Consider the following 16,543-nt stretch of genomic DNA (forward strand, 5'->3'; position numbering starts at 1 on the left):
GCGATGCGAACGAGACCCTGCTCGATACCTACAACACCGAACGGCATCCGGTCGGCGCGTGGGTGCTGGAGTGGACCCGCGCGCAGATCCCGCTGATGCGACTCGACCAGCGCAGCAGGGCATTACGCGGTGTGATGACCGATCTGCTCGCGACCCGCGACGGCGCGACCGCCATCTTCAAGAAGATCTCCGGTGTACTGCACCGCTACGACCTCGGCACCGGACACGACCTGATCGGCGCGGTCACACCGGATATCGAACTCTCCGACGGCAGTCGGCTCGGCGCGCACTGCACCGACGGGCGCGCGATCCTGTTGGACCTCACCGATTCCCAGGAACTTCGGGCGATCGCCGCACCGTGGTCCGATGCGGTACGCATCGTCACGGCGAAACTAGTTGCACCACGGGAGCTTTCCGCGCTATTGATCCGCCCGGACGGCTATGTGGCCTGGGCCGCGGACTCCGGCGTGCACGCCGGGCTGCTCGAGGCGCTGAGCCGGTGGTTCGGCGACAAATCCTGATCAGCCGGATACGTGGTGCCACATCGAGATCGGCACGGTTGAGCCGCGGCCCCACGTGACCGCGGCTCAACCGAGTCAGGCCTGCTGGCGATACACCGCGACGACCGGAATCACCCGGGACGTCTTGGCCTGGTACTCGCCGAAACCCGGCATGATCTCGACCATTCGCGCATACAGTTCGTCGCGTTCGGTACCGGTCACCACCTCGGCCTTCGCCGGGTAGCTCTCGGTGCCGATCTCCACGGTGAACTCCGGATTCGCACGCAGATTGTGGTACCAGGCCGGATGCTTGTCCGCGCCGCCATTCGAGGCGATGAGCACGATGCGCTCGCCGTCCGGGAGGTAGACCAGCGGGCTGATGACCTGGCGGCCGGACTTGGCGCCCGTCGTCGTGATCAGCACCATCCGGGCACCTTCGAACATGTCACCGACCTTGCCCTCGTTCGCGCGGAACTCATTGATCACCTGCGCGTTGAAATCGTTCACTGCACTCCCATCGTTCACGGTGTCTTCCGCACCAACTCCGAGAACGGGTTCGGAATTCCAGCACACTCCTTGCCAGATGGACATTCGCAGGAATACCGTACGTACGTACGTACGTACGTACGTACGGCTTGGTTGAGTCGACACTGGAGCTGCCGATGTGGGATCCCAAGAAGTATCTGGCCTTCGATAACCACCGCTCGCGCCCGTTCTTCGATCTGCTGGGTCGAATCGGGGCCGAGGATCCACGCCGTGTCGTCGATCTCGGCTGTGGTCCGGGACATCTCACCGCATCGCTGGCCGAACGCTGGCCGGGAGCGACTATCGAGGCCTGTGACTCCTCACCCGAAATGGTCTCCGCGGCACGCGGTCTCGGCATCGATGCGACGCTCGGCGCGGTCGAGGATTGGCGACCGGCCCCGGATACCGATGTCGTGATCACCAATGCCGTGCTGCAGTGGGTGCCGACGCATCCGACCCTGCTGCCGCAATGGCTGAATGCACTGCCCGCGGGCGCCTGGCTCGCGTTGCAGGTGCCCGGCAACTTCGACGCGCCCTCCCATCGCGCGATTCGGGAACTCGCGGCGCGCGACGAATGGCGCGACCGGCTCGCACCCGCGGGCATCCTGCAGCCGCGCGATGTGCTCGATCCCAGCGGATACGCGCACGTGCTCACTCTCGCCGGAGCCGAGGTCGACGCCTGGGAGACGACCTAACTGCAGCGACTGTCGGGGGAAGATCCGGTGCTGGAGTGGGTCGCCGGAACCGCTTTGCGCCCGGTGCGCGATGCACTCGACGACGCGGGCTGGCAGGAGTTCATCGCACAGCTGGCGCCACTATTGCGTGCGGCCTACCCGTGCCAACCCGACGGCACCACCTGGCTGCCGTTCCGGCGGGTCTTTGCCGTTGCGCACAAGACCGGCTGAGGCCATCGCGACCGTTATGGTCTGCGCAGAGGGTATCCCGATAACGCGCAACTATGCTTTCCTGCTATATCTCGGTGGTGTTCTCGGGTAGCAATCCCTACTTTGGAAAGGTTCTGCGATGGTTCCCAGCGTTGCGCCCTGTGCCTGCGGTCCCGATTGCCGGTGCGGTTGCCAGGAGGGCGGCACGTGCTCATGCGGCGGCGACAAATGCCAACCGGACTGACCAAATAAAATCGAGGCTCCCGAATCCGGGAGCCTCGGTTCGTATTCAGGCAGTACCCGGCGCGACGAACATGAAGCTCTTCTCCTCGACACGCCGCTTGATCCACCACCGGCCATCGATACGTTCGAAGGTGTCGAGATACCAGAGCCCACACAGCATCAGGCTCTGCTGACCTGCACCGGTCGAGACCAGCATCGGGTTGTGGCACATCGTGCGCCCGGTGGCGATGTCACCATCAACGGTGATCGACGAATTGCTGATCAGATGCTGGAACGCAAGGAAGTTCGGCATGATGGTCGCGAGAAATTTCTTCGTCGATTCGAGATCCCCCACCGCGCCGCCCATAGCCGAATAGTCGATATGCGCATCCGGAGTGAAGACATCATCGAGCAGATCCCACTGTTGGGTGTCGACTGCATGCGAGTACCGGACCATGAGGTCCTCGATCTCCAAACGGTCCGAAATCTCCTGCAGGGACAACATGGTGCCTCCGAATTGCCGACACAGCGTTCCGCCGGGCCGCGGAACTGTGAGTCAGGGTAGCGTCGAAAACGATTGGCCCCGCGCAGTTCCAGCAATGCGTCGGGAGAATTTCGGTTACCGAGGAGTGGTATGAGAATAGGCATCATCGGTGCGGGCCGGATCGGCGGCGGTATCGCCCGCCAACTGGCCATGGCGGGGCACCAGATTCAACTGGCCTTCAGCCGGAATCCGGACACGCTCACGGCCTTGGCCGCCGACATCGGGCGCGACGTCACGGTCGGTGCACCCGCCGCGACGGTCGCGATCTCCGATGTCGTGGTGATCTCGGTGCCGTGGCCGGTGCTGCCGGAGGCGTTGGCGCAGGTGGGATCCCTCGCGGGCAAGATCGTCATCGACACCACGAATCAGTTCGGTGCACCGCAGCCACCGGAAGGTGTGACGGCCGCGCAATTCAATGCCGAGCGGATCGCCGGCGCGCGCTACACCAAGTCGTTCAACACGCTGACCTCGAGCTTCCAGGCCGAGGCCGCCCACCGAGTCGGCGATAACCGGGTGGTGCAGTGGCTCTGCGGTGACGACGCGGAAGCCAAGCTGATCGTAGCCGGGCTCATTGCCGACGCCGGGTTCGTGCCGGTGGATCTCGGTGCGACCGCGGCCGCCGCGGTTATGGAGGCCCCGCGCCGCGACGGTGCGGTATACGGCGAGGAGTACCGCGCCGCCGAGGCCGATGCTGTGGTGACGGCGGTGGCGGACGGCAAGCCGATTCCGCCGACGCCCGAGTATCAGTGAGCCTGCCGGTGGCGTAGGAGCAGTATCTAGCCGATGGCGTCGCGCACCCGTCCGTCCGCGTCGTGCAGAAGGCGCCGTGCCGCTGGTGCGTCTACTCCGGCCAGACGCATGACGATGGCGGTTTTGACTTGGCCGTCGGCTGCGTCCAAAAGTGCTGCGGCGGTAGCGGGATCGGCTTCGGTTGCTTCGGCGATGATGCGGCGGGCACGGTCGATGAGTTTGGCGTTGGTCGGCTTTACGTCCACCATCAGATTGCCGTAGACCTTGCCCGCTTGGACCATGGCGGCGGTGGAGAGCATATTGCACACCATCTTCTGTGCGGTGCCCGCTTTCAGGCGGGTTGAACCGGTCAAAACCTCAGGGCCCGTGTCGATTTCGATGCCGACGTCGGCGTGTGCGCTGGCCTCGGCATTGCGGTTGCACGAGATGGCGACCGTCGCGGCGCCGATCGAGCGGGCCTGTTGCAACGCGCCGATGGCGTAGGGAGTTCGTCCGCTCGCGGCCAGTGCCACGACCACATCGTCGCGGGTGAGCTCGATCGCGGACAGGTCGGCAGCGGCGCGGGTCGGATCATCCTCGGCGCCCTCGACCGCGCGCAGGAATGCCTGCGGTCCGCCCGCGATGATCCCCAGCACCTCCCCGGGATCAGTGCCGAAGGTCGGCGGGCATTCCACCGCATCGAGTACACCGAGACGGCCACTGGTGCCCGCGCCGACATAGATCAGTCGGCCGCCGCGCCGCCGCGCTTCGACGATCAACTCGACCGCCCGTGCGATCTCCGCAAGCGCCTGCGCCACCGCCGAAGCCACACCGGCGTCCTCGGCGTTCATGGTGCGCAACAACTCGTCGATCGACATCGAGTCCAGTGTGGTGGTGCGCGGATTGACCGTTTCCGTTGTCAGCGAACCGATTTCGGTCACCGTGCCACCGATGTCACGAAATTCATTCGGCCTCCTTGGTTCGGCGATCGGCCACCGCCTCGTAGGTGCGACGCAGGGCTTTGGCGGCGGACGGTGTGCGTTGTAGGACTCCGACGTACAGTGCGTCGACGATCAGCAGCTGGCTCATGCGGCTGGCCATTGCCGCGGAACGGAATCCGTCTTCGCGCCCGGCAACCAGCACCGTGTGCCCGGCGGAATTCGCGAGTCCGGAATGCGTTCCGGCCGTCACTGCGACGGTGGTCACCCCCGCTTCGGCGGCTCGGCGCACCGCTTCGACGACCGCGGCGGTTTCGCCCGAATGCGAGAATGCGACGCTCACATCGCCCGCCTCCAGCAGGCTGGCCTGTACCAGCGCATCGTCTTCGGATGTGCATGCGGCGCACCACATTCCGATGCGGGTCAGCTTCTGTGCCATATCCATCGCAACGAGTCCGGAGGCGCCGATGCCGACGAGCAGCACGCGGCGCGCACCCACCAGTGCATCGACGACGGACTCCATCGTCGCCGGATCGGCGAGCTCCGCGGTCGCGACCATGCCCTCGGTTTCGAAGGCGGTGAGTTTGTGCAGCACCTTCGACAGTTCGTCATCGGCATCGATATCGGTGGCGAAGACCGGCGATCCCTCATCGCCACCGACCGCGGCCAAGGCGAGTCGCAGCTGCGGATAACCCTCGTAGCCCAACGTTTTGGCCAGCCGCACCACCGCCGACGTGCTGGTCCCCGACCGCTCGGCGAGTTGGCTCACCGTCAGCTGAGCGGCAGCACCCGGATCGTGCCGGATCACCTGCGCGACGCGCAGCGCGGTCGGCGTGAGCCGCGGCAGCGCCGCCAGCAGGCGAGTTCGTACGTCATCACCCTCGGACATGGTTCACCCTGAGTCGTCGGGGCACGGTGGTGGGGGCGGCGGGCAGCGCGAACCCGGCCGCTCCCGGGGTGATCGACCCGAGTATGGCGGCGCGTCTGGCTCCGGTACAGGCGGGATGGCTGCCCGCGAGGCCGTGTGCGGTAAGGAAGCCGAGCACGGCGAATGCGGTGGCCTCCTTCGCGGCCGAGGGGAGTCCGAGTTCGTCGGAGGTGCACAGTTTCGCGTCGTCCAAGTGCGCGCCGAGCAGCGCCATCAAGGTGGGATTGCGCGTTCCGCCGCCCGAGACGATGACTTCGGTCGGGCGCAGCGGCGCGAGGGCGTCGGCGATGGTGCGTGCGGTCAGCTCGGTCACACTCGCGACAATATCGTCGGTGGATAAGGTACGGCCGTCCAACACGCGCTCCAGATAGGCGTGGTTGAACAGCTCCTTCCCGGTTGTCTTCGGTGCCGGTGCGCGGTAATAGGGTTCCGCGAGAAGGGTTTCCAGCAACCGCGCGTCGACCTTCCCATGCGCGGCGCGCACACCATCGCGATCGAAATGCTCGGCACCGCCGGTGCCGCGTTCGACCGCGGCATCGATCAGCGCGTTCCCGGGTCCGGTGTCGAAGGCGACCGGCTGATCACCGGTGACGGTGACATTGGCGATCCCGCCGATATTCAGTGCCGCCGCACGCCCGGGGCGCCCGGCCAGCCACAGCACATCGAAGAGCCCGACGAGCGGCGCGCCCTGCCCGCCCGCGGCGATATCGCGCGCGCGAAAGTCGCTGACAACCGGAACTCCGGTGCGTTCGGCGATCCAAGCGGGCTGACCGAGCTGCATGGTGCCACGGGTCGCGCCATCGGACACCCAGTGGTAAACGGTCTGACCGTGCGATGCGATGAGATCGGCACTGCCGCCGAAGAATTCGTCCATCGCAGCGGCGGCCGCATCGGCGAAGGCCCGGCCGATCGCGGTATCCAATCGGCACACGGTCGCCATATCGACCGAACCCGGCGGCAAGGCGGCGATGAGTTCCGATCGCAACGAGCCGGGATACGGCCGGCTGAGCTGTCCGATGAGTTCGACGTGCAGGGTCTCGGCCCGCAGGACGATATCCGCGCCGACGGCATCGATCGCATCGTGCGACGTCCCCGACATCAACCCGATGACGCGCACTATGCCACCGCCGCAACAGGTTCCGGCTCTTGCGGCGTGGACGCGGGATGGAAAAGACTCGCGATCGCCCCGACCACCAGGGTCACGAGCACACCGATCGGCACCAACCACTGCGCCGCGATACCCTTTTCGACCACCTTACCCGCAACCGTGACATCGATCTTGACGACTCGCACCACGAACGTCATCACGATCACCGTGGCGATGAACGCCACGATCGCGTCGAACTGATTGGCGCGCGCCACCAGCCGCCCGAGCAGGAATGCGCCGAGCAGCGCACCGTAGGTGTATCCGGCGATGGTAAGTGCCGTCAGATACACATTGCCGGTCGTCGCGCTGAAACCCATCGCGAACAATGCCATCAGCACCGCCCACACCAGCGTCATCACCCGAGCGAGTCGCAGCAGCGTGTCATCGGCGAGCGTCCGGCGTGAAAAGCTGCGAACAATATCGGCGACCGTCGAATTCGCCATCGAATTCAGTGCCGAGGACAGCGAACCCATTGCCGCGCCGAGGATTCCGGCGACGAGCAACCCGGAGACCACCACCGGCAGACCGTGCAGAATGAAATTGGGGTACAGGCTGTCCGCGCTGGCCAGCCCGAGTTCCTTGGCCGTCTTTCCGCCGTTGTAGGACCACAGCAGCACACCGACCAGGGAGAATGCGGCGAACTGGATGGCAACGAAGATGCCCGAACCGATTATCGCCTTCTGACTGTCGCGCAGCGACCGCGTCGCCAGGATGCGTTGCACGATCAGCTGATCGGAACCGTGTGAGGCCATCGCGAAGATCGCCCCGCCGATTATCGCTGTCGGGAGCGCGAAGGTGCTGGTCAGTATGTGTGCGACACCGAAATCGGTATCGAAGATGCGGAACTTGCCCGCGTGCAATGCATCCGACCAGCCCGAGGCCCCGACGTGACCGGTGAGCACGCCGATCGCGACCAGCGCACCGGTGAGGTATAGGCCCATCTGCAGCGCATCGGTCCAGATCACCGCCTTGATGCCGCCCAGGTAGGTGTATATGACGGTGAGCAGCGTCAGCGCGATAATGATCGCGTCGTAGCCGAAGTCGAGCCCGAACTCGCTGAGCAGCAACTTGATCGGTATGGCGGAGGCGAACAGTCGCACGCCCTCGGCGAGCAGCCGGGTGAACACGAAGGTCACCGATGCCACACCCTGCAGATAGCGGCCGAAGCGCAGCTCGAGGTATTGATAGGCGCTGACGAACCCGCCGCGCTTGTACAGCGGGATCAGCACGATCGCCACGATTGTGCGCCCGATGATGTAACCGATGGCGAGCTCGACATTTCCGAAAGCCTGATCGGTGTACGCGCCGCCGGGAATCGAGATGACGGTGAGCACACTGGTTTCGGTGGCCACCACCGAGAAGCACACTGTCCACCACGGCATTCGGCCCTCGCCGACGAAATAGTCGCTGCTGGACTTCTGTTTACCGGACAGCCGCAGGCCGATCCACGCGACAGCGACGAGATAGATGACGATGACTGCGAGATTGAGTGCGTTCAACGCAGCTCCCCGGTGACGCGGTGGACGGAATGAAAATAAGTGTCAGTGGTCACATGTAGTCTGTCAATGATTGTCAGAGAATTCGGGTGACCAGGGCTTCGAGCGCAGTCGTCCGGTCGAGGGCGAGCAGGGCCGCGCCGTCGATCGGATCACCGAGCGGGTCGCGGCGCTCGATCGCGTCGGCTATCTGCTGGTCGAGCGGGTCCAGCAGTGGTGCACCGAGTTTGATGAGTCCGCCGGTGATCGCGTAGGGGACCGGCGGACGCATGCCGGATCGTTCGATGGCGGCGCGCACAGTGCGGCCGAGTGCGCGGGCAGCGGTCGCCATGATCGCCGCCGCGGTGTCGTCCATGGCGGCTGCGACGACGGGCGCGAAGCTGGCGGCAGCCAAGGCCGGATTATGGTGTTCACCAAGGTATTTCGGCAACGCGTCCAGGTCGATGCCGTAATGGTCGCCGACCTTCTCGGCCAGGACGGTCTGCGGCCCCCTGCCATCGTGGGCGCGCAATGCGGCGCGCAGACCTTCCATGCCGATCCAGCCGCCGCTGCCCTCGTCACCGAGTTGCGGCCCCCAGCCGTCGACCCTGGTGAACCGGCCCATCGCGTCGACCGCTGTCGCGACGGCTCCGGTTCCGATCGCCAGCACCACACCGGGCGATCCGCCGAGCGCCCCGGCGTGCGCGGTAACGGCATCGGAGGTGATCGCCACCGCGTCAGCGAACTCGGCAAGTCGCCGGGCCAGGAGGGCGGCCGCATCCGGGGCCGATGCGGCACCGGCAGCGCCGACCGAAAGCGTGAAAGTGGCCGGTTTCGGCGATATCTGGTCGATGACCGCGCGAATCGCTCGTTCCGCCTCGGCGATGCCCGCGGCGTGGGCGAGTCCCGGCGCGCCCGGCGCTTCGGCATAACCCGTCTGGCTGCCATCGACACGCAGCGAACCGCGACAGCCGGTCTTGCCGAGATCGATCGCGAGGATATGGCTGGTCATGAGAAACATGCTTACCAGCAGACCCACGACGGCCGATTGCCCGCCGATCGAGGATCCAGCCGATATCCGGGTGCTCGACCACACAACGCGACCACAAGGCGTTCCGTGCCGGTCGAGAACGTCGAACTCAGCTGGAACGGTCTCTTCGATTTCGAGGATTTGGAGAAATAGTCGCTGCCCAACCAGCGATCCTTGGCGCGGCCGGACGTCCGTAGACTGGATATGTGGACGTTCCGTCGAAGCTATCGCCATGACCGAGCGCAAACCCCTCGGTGTCACCTTTGAATCGTGGATCGACAAACAGATCCGCGAGGCCACCGAACGCGGCGAATTCGAGAACCTCCGCGGCGCGGGCAAACCGATTCCGAGCTCCGTCGATGACGAGAACTGGTGGCTGAAGGGCTACCTGCGTGGCGAAGGAGTGCGTGCGGACGGCCTGCTGCCCCCATCCCTGATACTCCGGCGCGATATCGAGGAACTCCCGGAATTGGTGCGGAATATGGCTTCCGAGCGCGAGGTTCGCGAAACGATATCGGAGCTGAACCAGCGCATCGTGGACTGGCTTCGGATGCCGCACGGACCATATGTCCGGGTCGGACCGGTGAATACCGAAGAGGTTGTCGCGCAGTGGCGCAGTGACCGAACTGCCGCGCCCCGAAGTAAGCAGCCGAAAACGACTACACCGAGCCCTCATTCCGCGTCTTCAGCAGCCGAACCCACTTGGTGGCAACGGATTACGCGCCGCCGCTCGACCCGACAGGCCTGATACCCGTGCCAACGTTTGTACAGCGCGATCTACCGCGACGACCGAATGTCGAGATCAGCTCTGTCGCAGCGCGGCCTGCTCGGTGAGTTCGAGTTCGATGAAGGCATCGATCATGGCCCGCCAGACCGACTCCGCGACGGCGGGGGCCAAACCCGCCTCCGTCGCACGCTCGCGGGCCAGCGCCACCACCTGCGCCACCCGATCCGGCGCGCGGACGGCATGTTCATCGGTCTTGAACGCCGCCGCCGTACGCACCAGGTTCTGGCGGTGTGCCAGGAAACGGATCAGCTCCGCGTCAACGGCATCGATGCGGGCACGGACCTCGGCGAGCGATTCGGGTGCGGACACAGCCGCCCATCCTACGGGCCGTCAGACCAGAAACCGCAGTGCCGAGGGTTCGCCGCGTTCGAGTGCGGCGGTGTGTTCGGCGACGTTCAGGCCGTCGCTGAGCGTCGACCCGGCGTCCAGCAGCGCGATAAGTTCGGCCTCGGCTCCCTTGACCGCAGCCGCCGCGTCGAGCAATGCCTCGATCCGTTCGGGATCGACAACAATGACTCCTTCCGCATCGGCCAGAATCAGATCACCGGGAGCCACCTCGACACCGCCGCAGCGCACCGGGATCTGCAGCTGGCCGAGTTGAGAAGTGCTGCCCGCCATCGGCGTAACGAATCGGCTGTACACCGGCAGCGCGCAGTCGCGCACATAGGCGATATCGCGGTACCCGCCGTCGACGATGATGCCGCCGAGGCCGCGCACGAGCGCGCCGCGGGCGAACAACTCTCCGGCGAAGGCAATATCGGCCCCGCCGCCATCGACCACCAGGACATCGCCGGGTGCGGCCGTCTCGACGGCCCGCAGGACAGCGAGGAAGTCACCGCGACAGCGGACGGTGAAGGCGGGGCCGAAGATGCGCGGCTCGGCGGATCGCGGTCGAATCGCGCTGTCCAGCACCCGCGTCGACTTATCGGCGTCGCAGATGGCCGTGGTATCGACGGCGCGGAATTTGGTCACGAGCTGGTCGGTCGGCATCGGTGACGCCCTTTCGAGACTCGAATGGCGGGATCAGCTGGCATCGTACGGTCCGCCCGCCGATCGAGGTCAGCGACGCTTACGACCCGGCGACCAGATCGCAATCGGAACCGCGCCGAAGAGAACCATGCACTCTCACCACGCAAAACAATACTATCGGTATCGCTACGCTACTAGCAGTAGCATATCGCTCGACGGTTGCGATAGACTTCGTAGGACATGGCCGAGCAGGATTCCGAAGATCCGCGAAAGATACGGTCCCGCAACCGATTACTGGACGCGGCGGCCGAACTGCTGCTGTCCGGCGGTATCGAAGCGGTCACCATCGATGCGGTGGTCCGCACCTCGAAGGTTGCCCGCACCACCCTCTATCGCCACTTCGACAGCAGCACCCAGTTGCTCGCCGCGACCTTCGACCGACTGCTGCCGCCGCCAGCCGGGGCGCCGACTATCGGACCGCTGCGTACCCGGCTCGTCGAATTGCTTTACCACCAGGCCAGACTCATCAATGAGGCACCGCTACAACTCACCACCTTGGCCTGGCTTGCGCTGAGCCCCGAGGTGGCGGATCAGGGCTCCGCGCTGGCCGTTCTGCGTCATCGATTCATCGAGCAGCACCGCGCCCCATTCGAAGAGGTACTCGGAAATTCGGAAACCGCAGCACAATTCGCCGACTACGACACCGAACTCGCGCTGCTGCAGCTCGTCGGCCCGATACTCCTCGCGAAACTCGCGGGCCTGGAACGCGACGATCGCGCCGATTGCACTCGCATCGTCGATGACTTTCTGGCCGCCCGGCAGGCAGGACGGGTGCGATGCGACTGACCGCGAAGGTGGCGCGGGAGCGGTTCATAGCAGAACCGGTAGCCCGGCTCGCCACCGTGTCAGCGGACCTGCATCCGCACCTCGTGCCGATCGTCTTCGCGGTCGCCGACGACATCATCTACACCGCGGTCGATGCGAAGCCCAAGACGACCACCGCGCTACGTCGCTTGGCGAATATCGCCGCGAACCCGTCGGTTGCCGTTCTCGCCGATCACTACAGCGACGATTGGACGCAACTGTGGTGGACCCGCGCGGACGGCATCGCCCGCATCGCCGACGACTCCGAAGCCCTACTGGCCCAACAGTTGCTCACCGCACGCTATCCGGTGTATCTGACCCAGCCGCCGCCCGGACCGGTCATCGCCATCGATGTCGTCCGCTGGTCGGGATGGTCCGCAAGCTGACACGAGGTGCTGGGTTAACGGCCGATCACGGCACTACGCGTTGGGCGATCGTGTAACGATGGGACTGCCGAGTCGAGAGGGGACGCAAATGGGAAAGCTGGACGACAAAGTCGCGCTGATCACCGGCGGCGCACGCGGTCAAGGGCGTTCGCATGCGGTCACTTTGGCCGCCGAGGGCGCCGATATCGTGCTCTGCGATATCGCCGAGCCGATCGGCAGCGTGCCATATCCGCTGGGCTCCGAGGACGATCTCGCCGAGACCGTCAAGCTGGTCGAGGAGACCGGACGGCGTTGTGTGGCGGTCAAAGCCGACGTGCGCAGCCGATCCGAGATGGACGCGGTCACCGAACACGCCATCGCCGAATTCGGCCGGATCGATATCCTGCTCGCCAATGCGGGTATCGCCTCGGGTGCGCCCATCGCCGAGATGGACGAGCAGATGTGGCAGGACATGATCGATGTCAACCTGACCGGAGTCTTCCACAGCTTTCGTGCCGTGGTGCCGCATATGATCGAGCGCCGCTCCGGCCGAATCGTTGCCACCTCGTCCATTGTCGGCCGCATGGGTGCGGCGAATTCCGGGCACTATGCGGCCGCGAAATGGGGCGTGATCGGTTTGGTGAAATCGCTTGCGCACGAACTGGTTCCGCACGGCATTACCGTCAACGCGGTGCTACCGGCCGGTGTGCGCACCGATATGATCATGAACCCGGCGATGTACTCCGCCATGGTGCCGGATATCGAGAATCCCACCCTCGAGGACGTGGAGGCCATGTTCGCCGCCGCACCTCCCAACGGCGATCTGATTGTGCCGCAGGAGGTTTCCGAAATGATCCTGCTCCTGGTCGGCGAACACGGCCGTCACTTCAACGGCGAAGCCATCACCATCTCCGGCGGTATGAGCGCGGGCACCACCTGAGTCGTCCAGAAACCGACGACGCTCAGGATTGCCAGGACGAAAGGTGCGGCGACGACAAGCACCCCGACGGCTACCAGCGCCGCAACCACATTCGCGATGCGCCAGGCGGGCGAGGTCGAATAGCGGCGCGAGAAACGCTGTGGCCGCCGCACCGCCACCGAATCCGCCGAAGTACTCATCGGGGTGCTCCTGCCCGAAACCCCACCAAGCACCCGATCGAGCGAGCCATGAGCACAGCTGTGCCGCTTGAACACTCGGAGTTGCCGCAAGTGTGGGCACGCTGGTACAAAGTGCTGGCCCACAACAGAAGACGGAAGGCAGTGATCGCATGCGCGGCGCAGTTCTCACGATGGCGGCGGTGATCGGCGTGATCGGCGGTGGCGTCGCGGTGGCTGGGTCCGCGAACGCGGTTGGCGACGGTGACACGTGCGCCGTGCTGAGTACAGCGGCCGATGATTTCAGCGCCAAGACCAATGCGATCGACACCTCCAACGGCGGCGGCCTGGCGGAGACGAAGCGGGCGTGGGCCGAGCTCACCACGAAGTTCGCCGCTGCCGAGGCCAATGCCGACGAAGGCCGGGTGCGGACCGCGGTCGGCGGCGCGGTGGCGCAGTTGAATCGGCTGGCGGCGGTGGCGGACTCGGATCGGCAGAGCGTGATCAATGATCCGGCGTTCACCGGCGCCATTTCCGCCGTCGACACCGCGTGCGGTTTCTAGCGATTTCCCATGTCTCTGCCAGTTGAGTACGTGACGGCCAGCGCTCGACCGCCGGACTTTCGATATGGCACGATCTGGTAGGTGACCAGCAGACCCGCAACGGAAGATCACCTACGCGATCTCGCGCGGCTGCGTCGCGTCCGCGACCGAATCGACCGGGAGTACGCGCAGCCGCTGGACGTCGAGGCGCTCGCGCGCGACGCGCATATGTCGGCCGGGCACCTCAGCCGCCAGTTCCGGCTCGCCTATGGCGAGCCGCCGTACGCCTATCTGATGACACGGCGCATCGAGCGGGCGATGGCGCTGTTGCGTCGTGGCGACCTGAGTGTCACCGAGGTCTGTTTCGCGGTGGGCTGCTCGTCGCTGGGAACCTTCAGCACTCGCTTCACCGAATTGGTCGGCGTGCCGCCGAGCGTCTATCGAGAGCAGCAGGCCCGCGCGACGGAGGGGATGCCGTCCTGCGTGGCGAAACAGGTGACCAGACCGATCAGGAATCGAGAAGCGCAGGTTAATGCATCGCAACTAGCGTGATCGCCATGAACATCACCATTCACCAGGCCTACCTCCCACAGGACGACCCGGACGCCGCCCTGGCCTTCTATCGCGACACTCTCGGCTTCGAGGTCCGCGACGACGTCGGATACAACGGGATGCGCTGGATCACGGTCGGCCCCGTCGGCCAGCCCACGTCCATCGTCCTGCATCCGCCCGCCGCCGACCCCGGTATCACCGACGACGAGCGCCGCACCATTACCGAGATGATGGCCAAGGGCACCTACGCCAGCATCAACCTGGCCACCGATGACCTCGACGGCGTTTTCGAGAAGCTGCAGGCCAGCGATAGCGCCGAGGTCGTTCAGGAGCCGACCGAGCAGCCGTACGGCATCCGCGACTGCGCCTTCCGCGACCCCGCGGGCAATATGGTCCGCATCAAGCAACTGCGCTGAGCTATCCGGCAGCTGCATCGGGCCTGTCGGCAACCTGCCGAGCAGCCCGGCAATCACCGCCCTGACCTGCGCGGACGGCTGGGCGAACGGACCGGGACAATGCCGGTGGCGGGCACCGCCCGCCACCGGCACAGCAAACAACTGCCACGCCCCGCGCCGACGAAAGAACGACCGAACGCCCTGCTCGAAGCTGGTTAGATCGAGCCGGGCGACTCCGCAGGAGCCCACGCAGGCGGCCCGCGTAACAGATGGAGACACGATCAGCATGGCCAAGAAGACGGACACGCAATCGCCCGCACCCCGGGTTGCCGACAGCCACGATCTCATCCGCGTGGTCGGCGCTCGCGTGAACAACCTCAAGGACATCAGCATCGAGATCCCCAAGCGCCGGTTGACGGTATTCACCGGCATCTCCGGTTCGGGCAAGAGTTCGCTGGTATTCGATACGGTCGCCGCGGAGTCCCAGCGGCTGATCAACGAGACCTACAGCAGCTTTGTACAGGGTTTCATGCCGACGCTGGCGCGGCCGGAGGTCGACGTACTCGAAGGGCTGACGACCGCAATCATCGTCGACCAGCAGCGAATGGGTGCCGATCCGCGTTCCACCGTCGGCACCGCCACCGACGCCAATGCGATGTTGCGCATCCTGTTCAGCCGACTCGGGAAGCCGCACATCGGCTCCCCGCAGGCGTTCTCGTTCAACGTCGCCTCGATCAGTGGCGCGGGTGCGGTCACGGTGGAGCGCTCCGGGCAGACGGTACGCGAGCGCCGCAGCTTCAGCATTACCGGCGGCATGTGCCCGCGCTGCGAGGGCAGGGGTTCGGTCAACGACATCGATCTGACCCAGCTCTACGACGACTCCAAGTCGCTCAACGAGGGTGCACTGACGATCCCCGGCTACAGCATGGACGGCTGGTTCGGCCGGATTTTCACCGGCTGCGGCTTCTTCGACCCGGATAAGCCGATCAAGAAGTTCACCAAGCGAGAGCTCAACGACCTGCTCTACAAGGAGCCGACCAAGATCAAGGTCGAGGGCATCAACCTGACCTATGAGGGCCTGATCCCGCGGATCCGCAAGTCGATGCTGTCCAAGGATGTCGACGCGCTGCAGCCGCATATCCGCGCCTTCGTGGACCGGGCGATCACCTTCACCATCTGTCCGGAGTGCGACGGCACCCGGCTCAGCGACCAAGCTCGGTCATCGAAGATCAAGGGCAAGAGCATCGCTGATGCCTGCGCGATGCAGATCAGCGACCTCGCCGAATGGGTCAGCGGCCTGAAGGAGCCGTCGGTGGCGCCGCTGCTCGCCGCGCTGCGGCACACCCTCGACTCATTCGTGGAGATCGGGCTGGGCTACCTCTCGCTCAACCGGCCGTCGGGCACGCTATCGGGCGGTGAGGCACAGCGCGTCAAGATGATTCGCCATCTCGGCTCCGCACTCACCGACGTCACCTATGTCTTCGACGAGCCGACCATCGGCCTGCACCCCCATGACATCCAGCGCATGAACGACTTGCTGCTGCGGCTGCGGGATAAGGGCAACACGGTGCTCGTCGTGGAGCACAAACCGGAGACGATCGCCATCGCCGACCACGTTGTCGACCTCGGGCCCGGGGCCGGTGCGGGCGGCGGCACAGTCTGTTTCGAGGGCACCGTCGAGGGTTTGCGGACCAGCGGCACCATCACCGGCCGCCATTTCGACGACCGGGCCGCACTCAAGGAGACGGTGCGAAAGCCCAACGGCACGTTGCAGATTCGCGGTGCAACGACGAACAACCTGCGCAATGTCGATGTCGACATCCCGCTCGGAGTGCTCACCGTCATCACCGGCGTCGCGGGCTCCGGCAAGAGTTCACTCGTGCACGGTTCGATCCCCGCAGGCGAGGGTGTGGTGTCGGTCGACCAGGGCGCGATCCGCGGCTCGCGGCGGAGCAACCCGGCGACCTACACCGGACTGCTCGAACCGATCCGCAAGGCGTTCGCGAAGGCCAATGGCGTGAAGCCAGCGCTGTTCAGCGCAAACTCCGAGGG

At 65.4% G+C, this 16,543-nt stretch carries 19 protein-coding genes and 2 pseudogenes; 11 read left to right on the forward strand and 10 right to left on the reverse strand.

What is annotated here, in order from left to right:
• A pseudogene (locus ABZW16_RS38615) lies at positions 1-521 on the forward strand (FAD-dependent oxidoreductase); the annotation flags it as partial.
• Positions 522-596: 75 nt separating this feature from the next.
• Here the strand turns inward: ABZW16_RS38615 and ABZW16_RS38620 are convergent.
• The gene (locus ABZW16_RS38620) at positions 597-1,007 is read right to left on the reverse strand and encodes a nitroreductase family deazaflavin-dependent oxidoreductase (protein WP_354961095.1); all 411 of its coding nucleotides are present in this window, start codon (positions 1,005-1,007) and stop codon (positions 597-599) included.
• Between the two features lie 155 nt (positions 1,008-1,162).
• Here ABZW16_RS38620 and ABZW16_RS38625 point away from each other — a divergent pair.
• Positions 1,163-1,930: pseudogene (locus tag ABZW16_RS38625) on the forward strand (trans-aconitate 2-methyltransferase).
• Positions 1,931-2,198: 268 nt separating this feature from the next.
• Here the strand turns inward: ABZW16_RS38625 and ABZW16_RS38630 are convergent.
• A complete protein-coding gene (locus ABZW16_RS38630) occupies positions 2,199-2,636 on the reverse strand; it encodes a nuclear transport factor 2 family protein (RefSeq protein WP_354961096.1) in 438 nt (145 codons plus the stop codon).
• 129 nt (positions 2,637-2,765) lie between these two features.
• Between ABZW16_RS38630 and ABZW16_RS38635 the strand changes: the two genes are divergently transcribed.
• On the forward strand, positions 2,766-3,425 hold the full coding sequence (locus tag ABZW16_RS38635) for an NAD(P)-binding domain-containing protein (protein WP_354961097.1): 660 nt from the start codon (positions 2,766-2,768) through the stop codon (positions 3,423-3,425).
• Between the two features lie 26 nt (positions 3,426-3,451).
• Here the strand turns inward: ABZW16_RS38635 and murQ are convergent, their stop codons facing one another.
• The 5 genes from murQ to ABZW16_RS38660 form a co-directional block, all read right to left on the reverse strand.
• The gene (gene murQ, locus ABZW16_RS38640) at positions 3,452-4,345 is read right to left on the reverse strand and encodes an N-acetylmuramic acid 6-phosphate etherase (protein WP_354961098.1); all 894 of its coding nucleotides are present in this window, start codon (positions 4,343-4,345) and stop codon (positions 3,452-3,454) included.
• A gap of 22 nt (positions 4,346-4,367) precedes the next feature.
• The gene (locus tag ABZW16_RS38645) at positions 4,368-5,231 is read right to left on the reverse strand and encodes a MurR/RpiR family transcriptional regulator (protein WP_354961099.1); all 864 of its coding nucleotides are present in this window, start codon (positions 5,229-5,231) and stop codon (positions 4,368-4,370) included.
• Positions 5,218-6,387 (reverse strand): anhydro-N-acetylmuramic acid kinase, encoded by a 1,170-nt coding sequence (locus ABZW16_RS38650; protein ID WP_354961100.1) that lies wholly within the window; start codon positions 6,385-6,387, stop codon positions 5,218-5,220. Before ABZW16_RS38650 ends, ABZW16_RS38645 begins: the two co-directional genes overlap by 14 nt.
• Positions 6,387-7,916: a sodium:solute symporter gene (locus ABZW16_RS38655; RefSeq protein ID WP_354961101.1), complete on the reverse strand. Its 1,530-nt coding sequence runs from the start codon at positions 7,914-7,916 to the stop codon at positions 6,387-6,389. Before ABZW16_RS38655 ends, ABZW16_RS38650 begins: the two co-directional genes overlap by 1 nt.
• A 73-nt stretch (positions 7,917-7,989) precedes the next feature.
• Complete coding sequence (locus tag ABZW16_RS38660) at positions 7,990-8,904, reverse strand: BadF/BadG/BcrA/BcrD ATPase family protein (RefSeq protein WP_354961102.1); 915 nt, start codon at positions 8,902-8,904, stop codon at positions 7,990-7,992.
• A gap of 250 nt (positions 8,905-9,154) precedes the next feature.
• On the opposite strand from ABZW16_RS38660, the gene ABZW16_RS38665 reads away from it, so the two are divergent.
• The gene (locus ABZW16_RS38665; RefSeq protein WP_354961103.1) at positions 9,155-9,670 is read left to right on the forward strand and encodes a DUF1992 domain-containing protein; all 516 of its coding nucleotides are present in this window, start codon (positions 9,155-9,157) and stop codon (positions 9,668-9,670) included.
• 54 nt (positions 9,671-9,724) lie between these two features.
• On the opposite strand, the gene ABZW16_RS38670 is transcribed toward ABZW16_RS38665, so the two are convergent.
• Positions 9,725-10,018 (reverse strand): chorismate mutase, encoded by a 294-nt coding sequence (locus ABZW16_RS38670; RefSeq protein WP_354961104.1) that lies wholly within the window; start codon positions 10,016-10,018, stop codon positions 9,725-9,727.
• 21 nt (positions 10,019-10,039) lie between these two features.
• The gene (locus ABZW16_RS38675) at positions 10,040-10,699 is read right to left on the reverse strand and encodes an RraA family protein (RefSeq protein WP_354961105.1); all 660 of its coding nucleotides are present in this window, start codon (positions 10,697-10,699) and stop codon (positions 10,040-10,042) included.
• 219 nt (positions 10,700-10,918) lie between these two features.
• Here ABZW16_RS38675 and ABZW16_RS38680 point away from each other — a divergent pair, with 219 nt between their 5' ends.
• The 3 genes from ABZW16_RS38680 (at position 10,919) to ABZW16_RS38690 (ending at position 12,847) form a co-directional block, all read left to right on the forward strand.
• Entirely contained in the window at positions 10,919-11,524 is a 606-nt protein-coding gene (locus ABZW16_RS38680; protein ID WP_354961106.1) for a TetR/AcrR family transcriptional regulator, read from the forward strand.
• Positions 11,515-11,928: a TIGR03668 family PPOX class F420-dependent oxidoreductase gene (locus ABZW16_RS38685; RefSeq protein WP_354961107.1), complete on the forward strand. Its 414-nt coding sequence runs from the start codon at positions 11,515-11,517 to the stop codon at positions 11,926-11,928. Before ABZW16_RS38680 ends, ABZW16_RS38685 begins: the two co-directional genes overlap by 10 nt.
• A gap of 88 nt (positions 11,929-12,016) precedes the next feature.
• The gene (locus ABZW16_RS38690; protein WP_354961108.1) at positions 12,017-12,847 is read left to right on the forward strand and encodes a mycofactocin-coupled SDR family oxidoreductase; all 831 of its coding nucleotides are present in this window, start codon (positions 12,017-12,019) and stop codon (positions 12,845-12,847) included.
• Here the strand turns inward: ABZW16_RS38690 and ABZW16_RS38695 are convergent.
• Positions 12,790-13,026: a hypothetical protein gene (locus ABZW16_RS38695; RefSeq protein WP_354961109.1), complete on the reverse strand. Its 237-nt coding sequence runs from the start codon at positions 13,024-13,026 to the stop codon at positions 12,790-12,792. The genes ABZW16_RS38690 and ABZW16_RS38695 overlap by 58 nt on opposite strands.
• Positions 13,027-13,175: 149 nt before the next feature.
• On the opposite strand from ABZW16_RS38695, the gene ABZW16_RS38700 reads away from it, so the two are divergent.
• The 4 genes from ABZW16_RS38700 to ABZW16_RS38715 form a co-directional block, all read left to right on the forward strand.
• Positions 13,176-13,565: a hypothetical protein gene (locus ABZW16_RS38700; protein WP_354961110.1), complete on the forward strand. Its 390-nt coding sequence runs from the start codon at positions 13,176-13,178 to the stop codon at positions 13,563-13,565.
• Between the two features lie 81 nt (positions 13,566-13,646).
• Positions 13,647-14,096: a helix-turn-helix transcriptional regulator gene (locus ABZW16_RS38705; protein ID WP_354961111.1), complete on the forward strand. Its 450-nt coding sequence runs from the start codon at positions 13,647-13,649 to the stop codon at positions 14,094-14,096.
• Between the two features lie 5 nt (positions 14,097-14,101).
• Positions 14,102-14,512 (forward strand): VOC family protein, encoded by a 411-nt coding sequence (locus ABZW16_RS38710; protein WP_354961112.1) that lies wholly within the window; start codon positions 14,102-14,104, stop codon positions 14,510-14,512.
• A 265-nt stretch (positions 14,513-14,777) separates the two neighbouring features.
• Positions 14,778-16,543 (forward strand): excinuclease ABC subunit UvrA (locus tag ABZW16_RS38715; protein ID WP_354961113.1); only part of this gene is annotated, 1,766 nt, incomplete at its 3' end.

This window comes from Nocardia sp. NPDC004604, from assembly GCF_040609795.1.
GTDB lineage: Bacteria > Actinomycetota > Actinomycetes > Mycobacteriales > Mycobacteriaceae > Nocardia.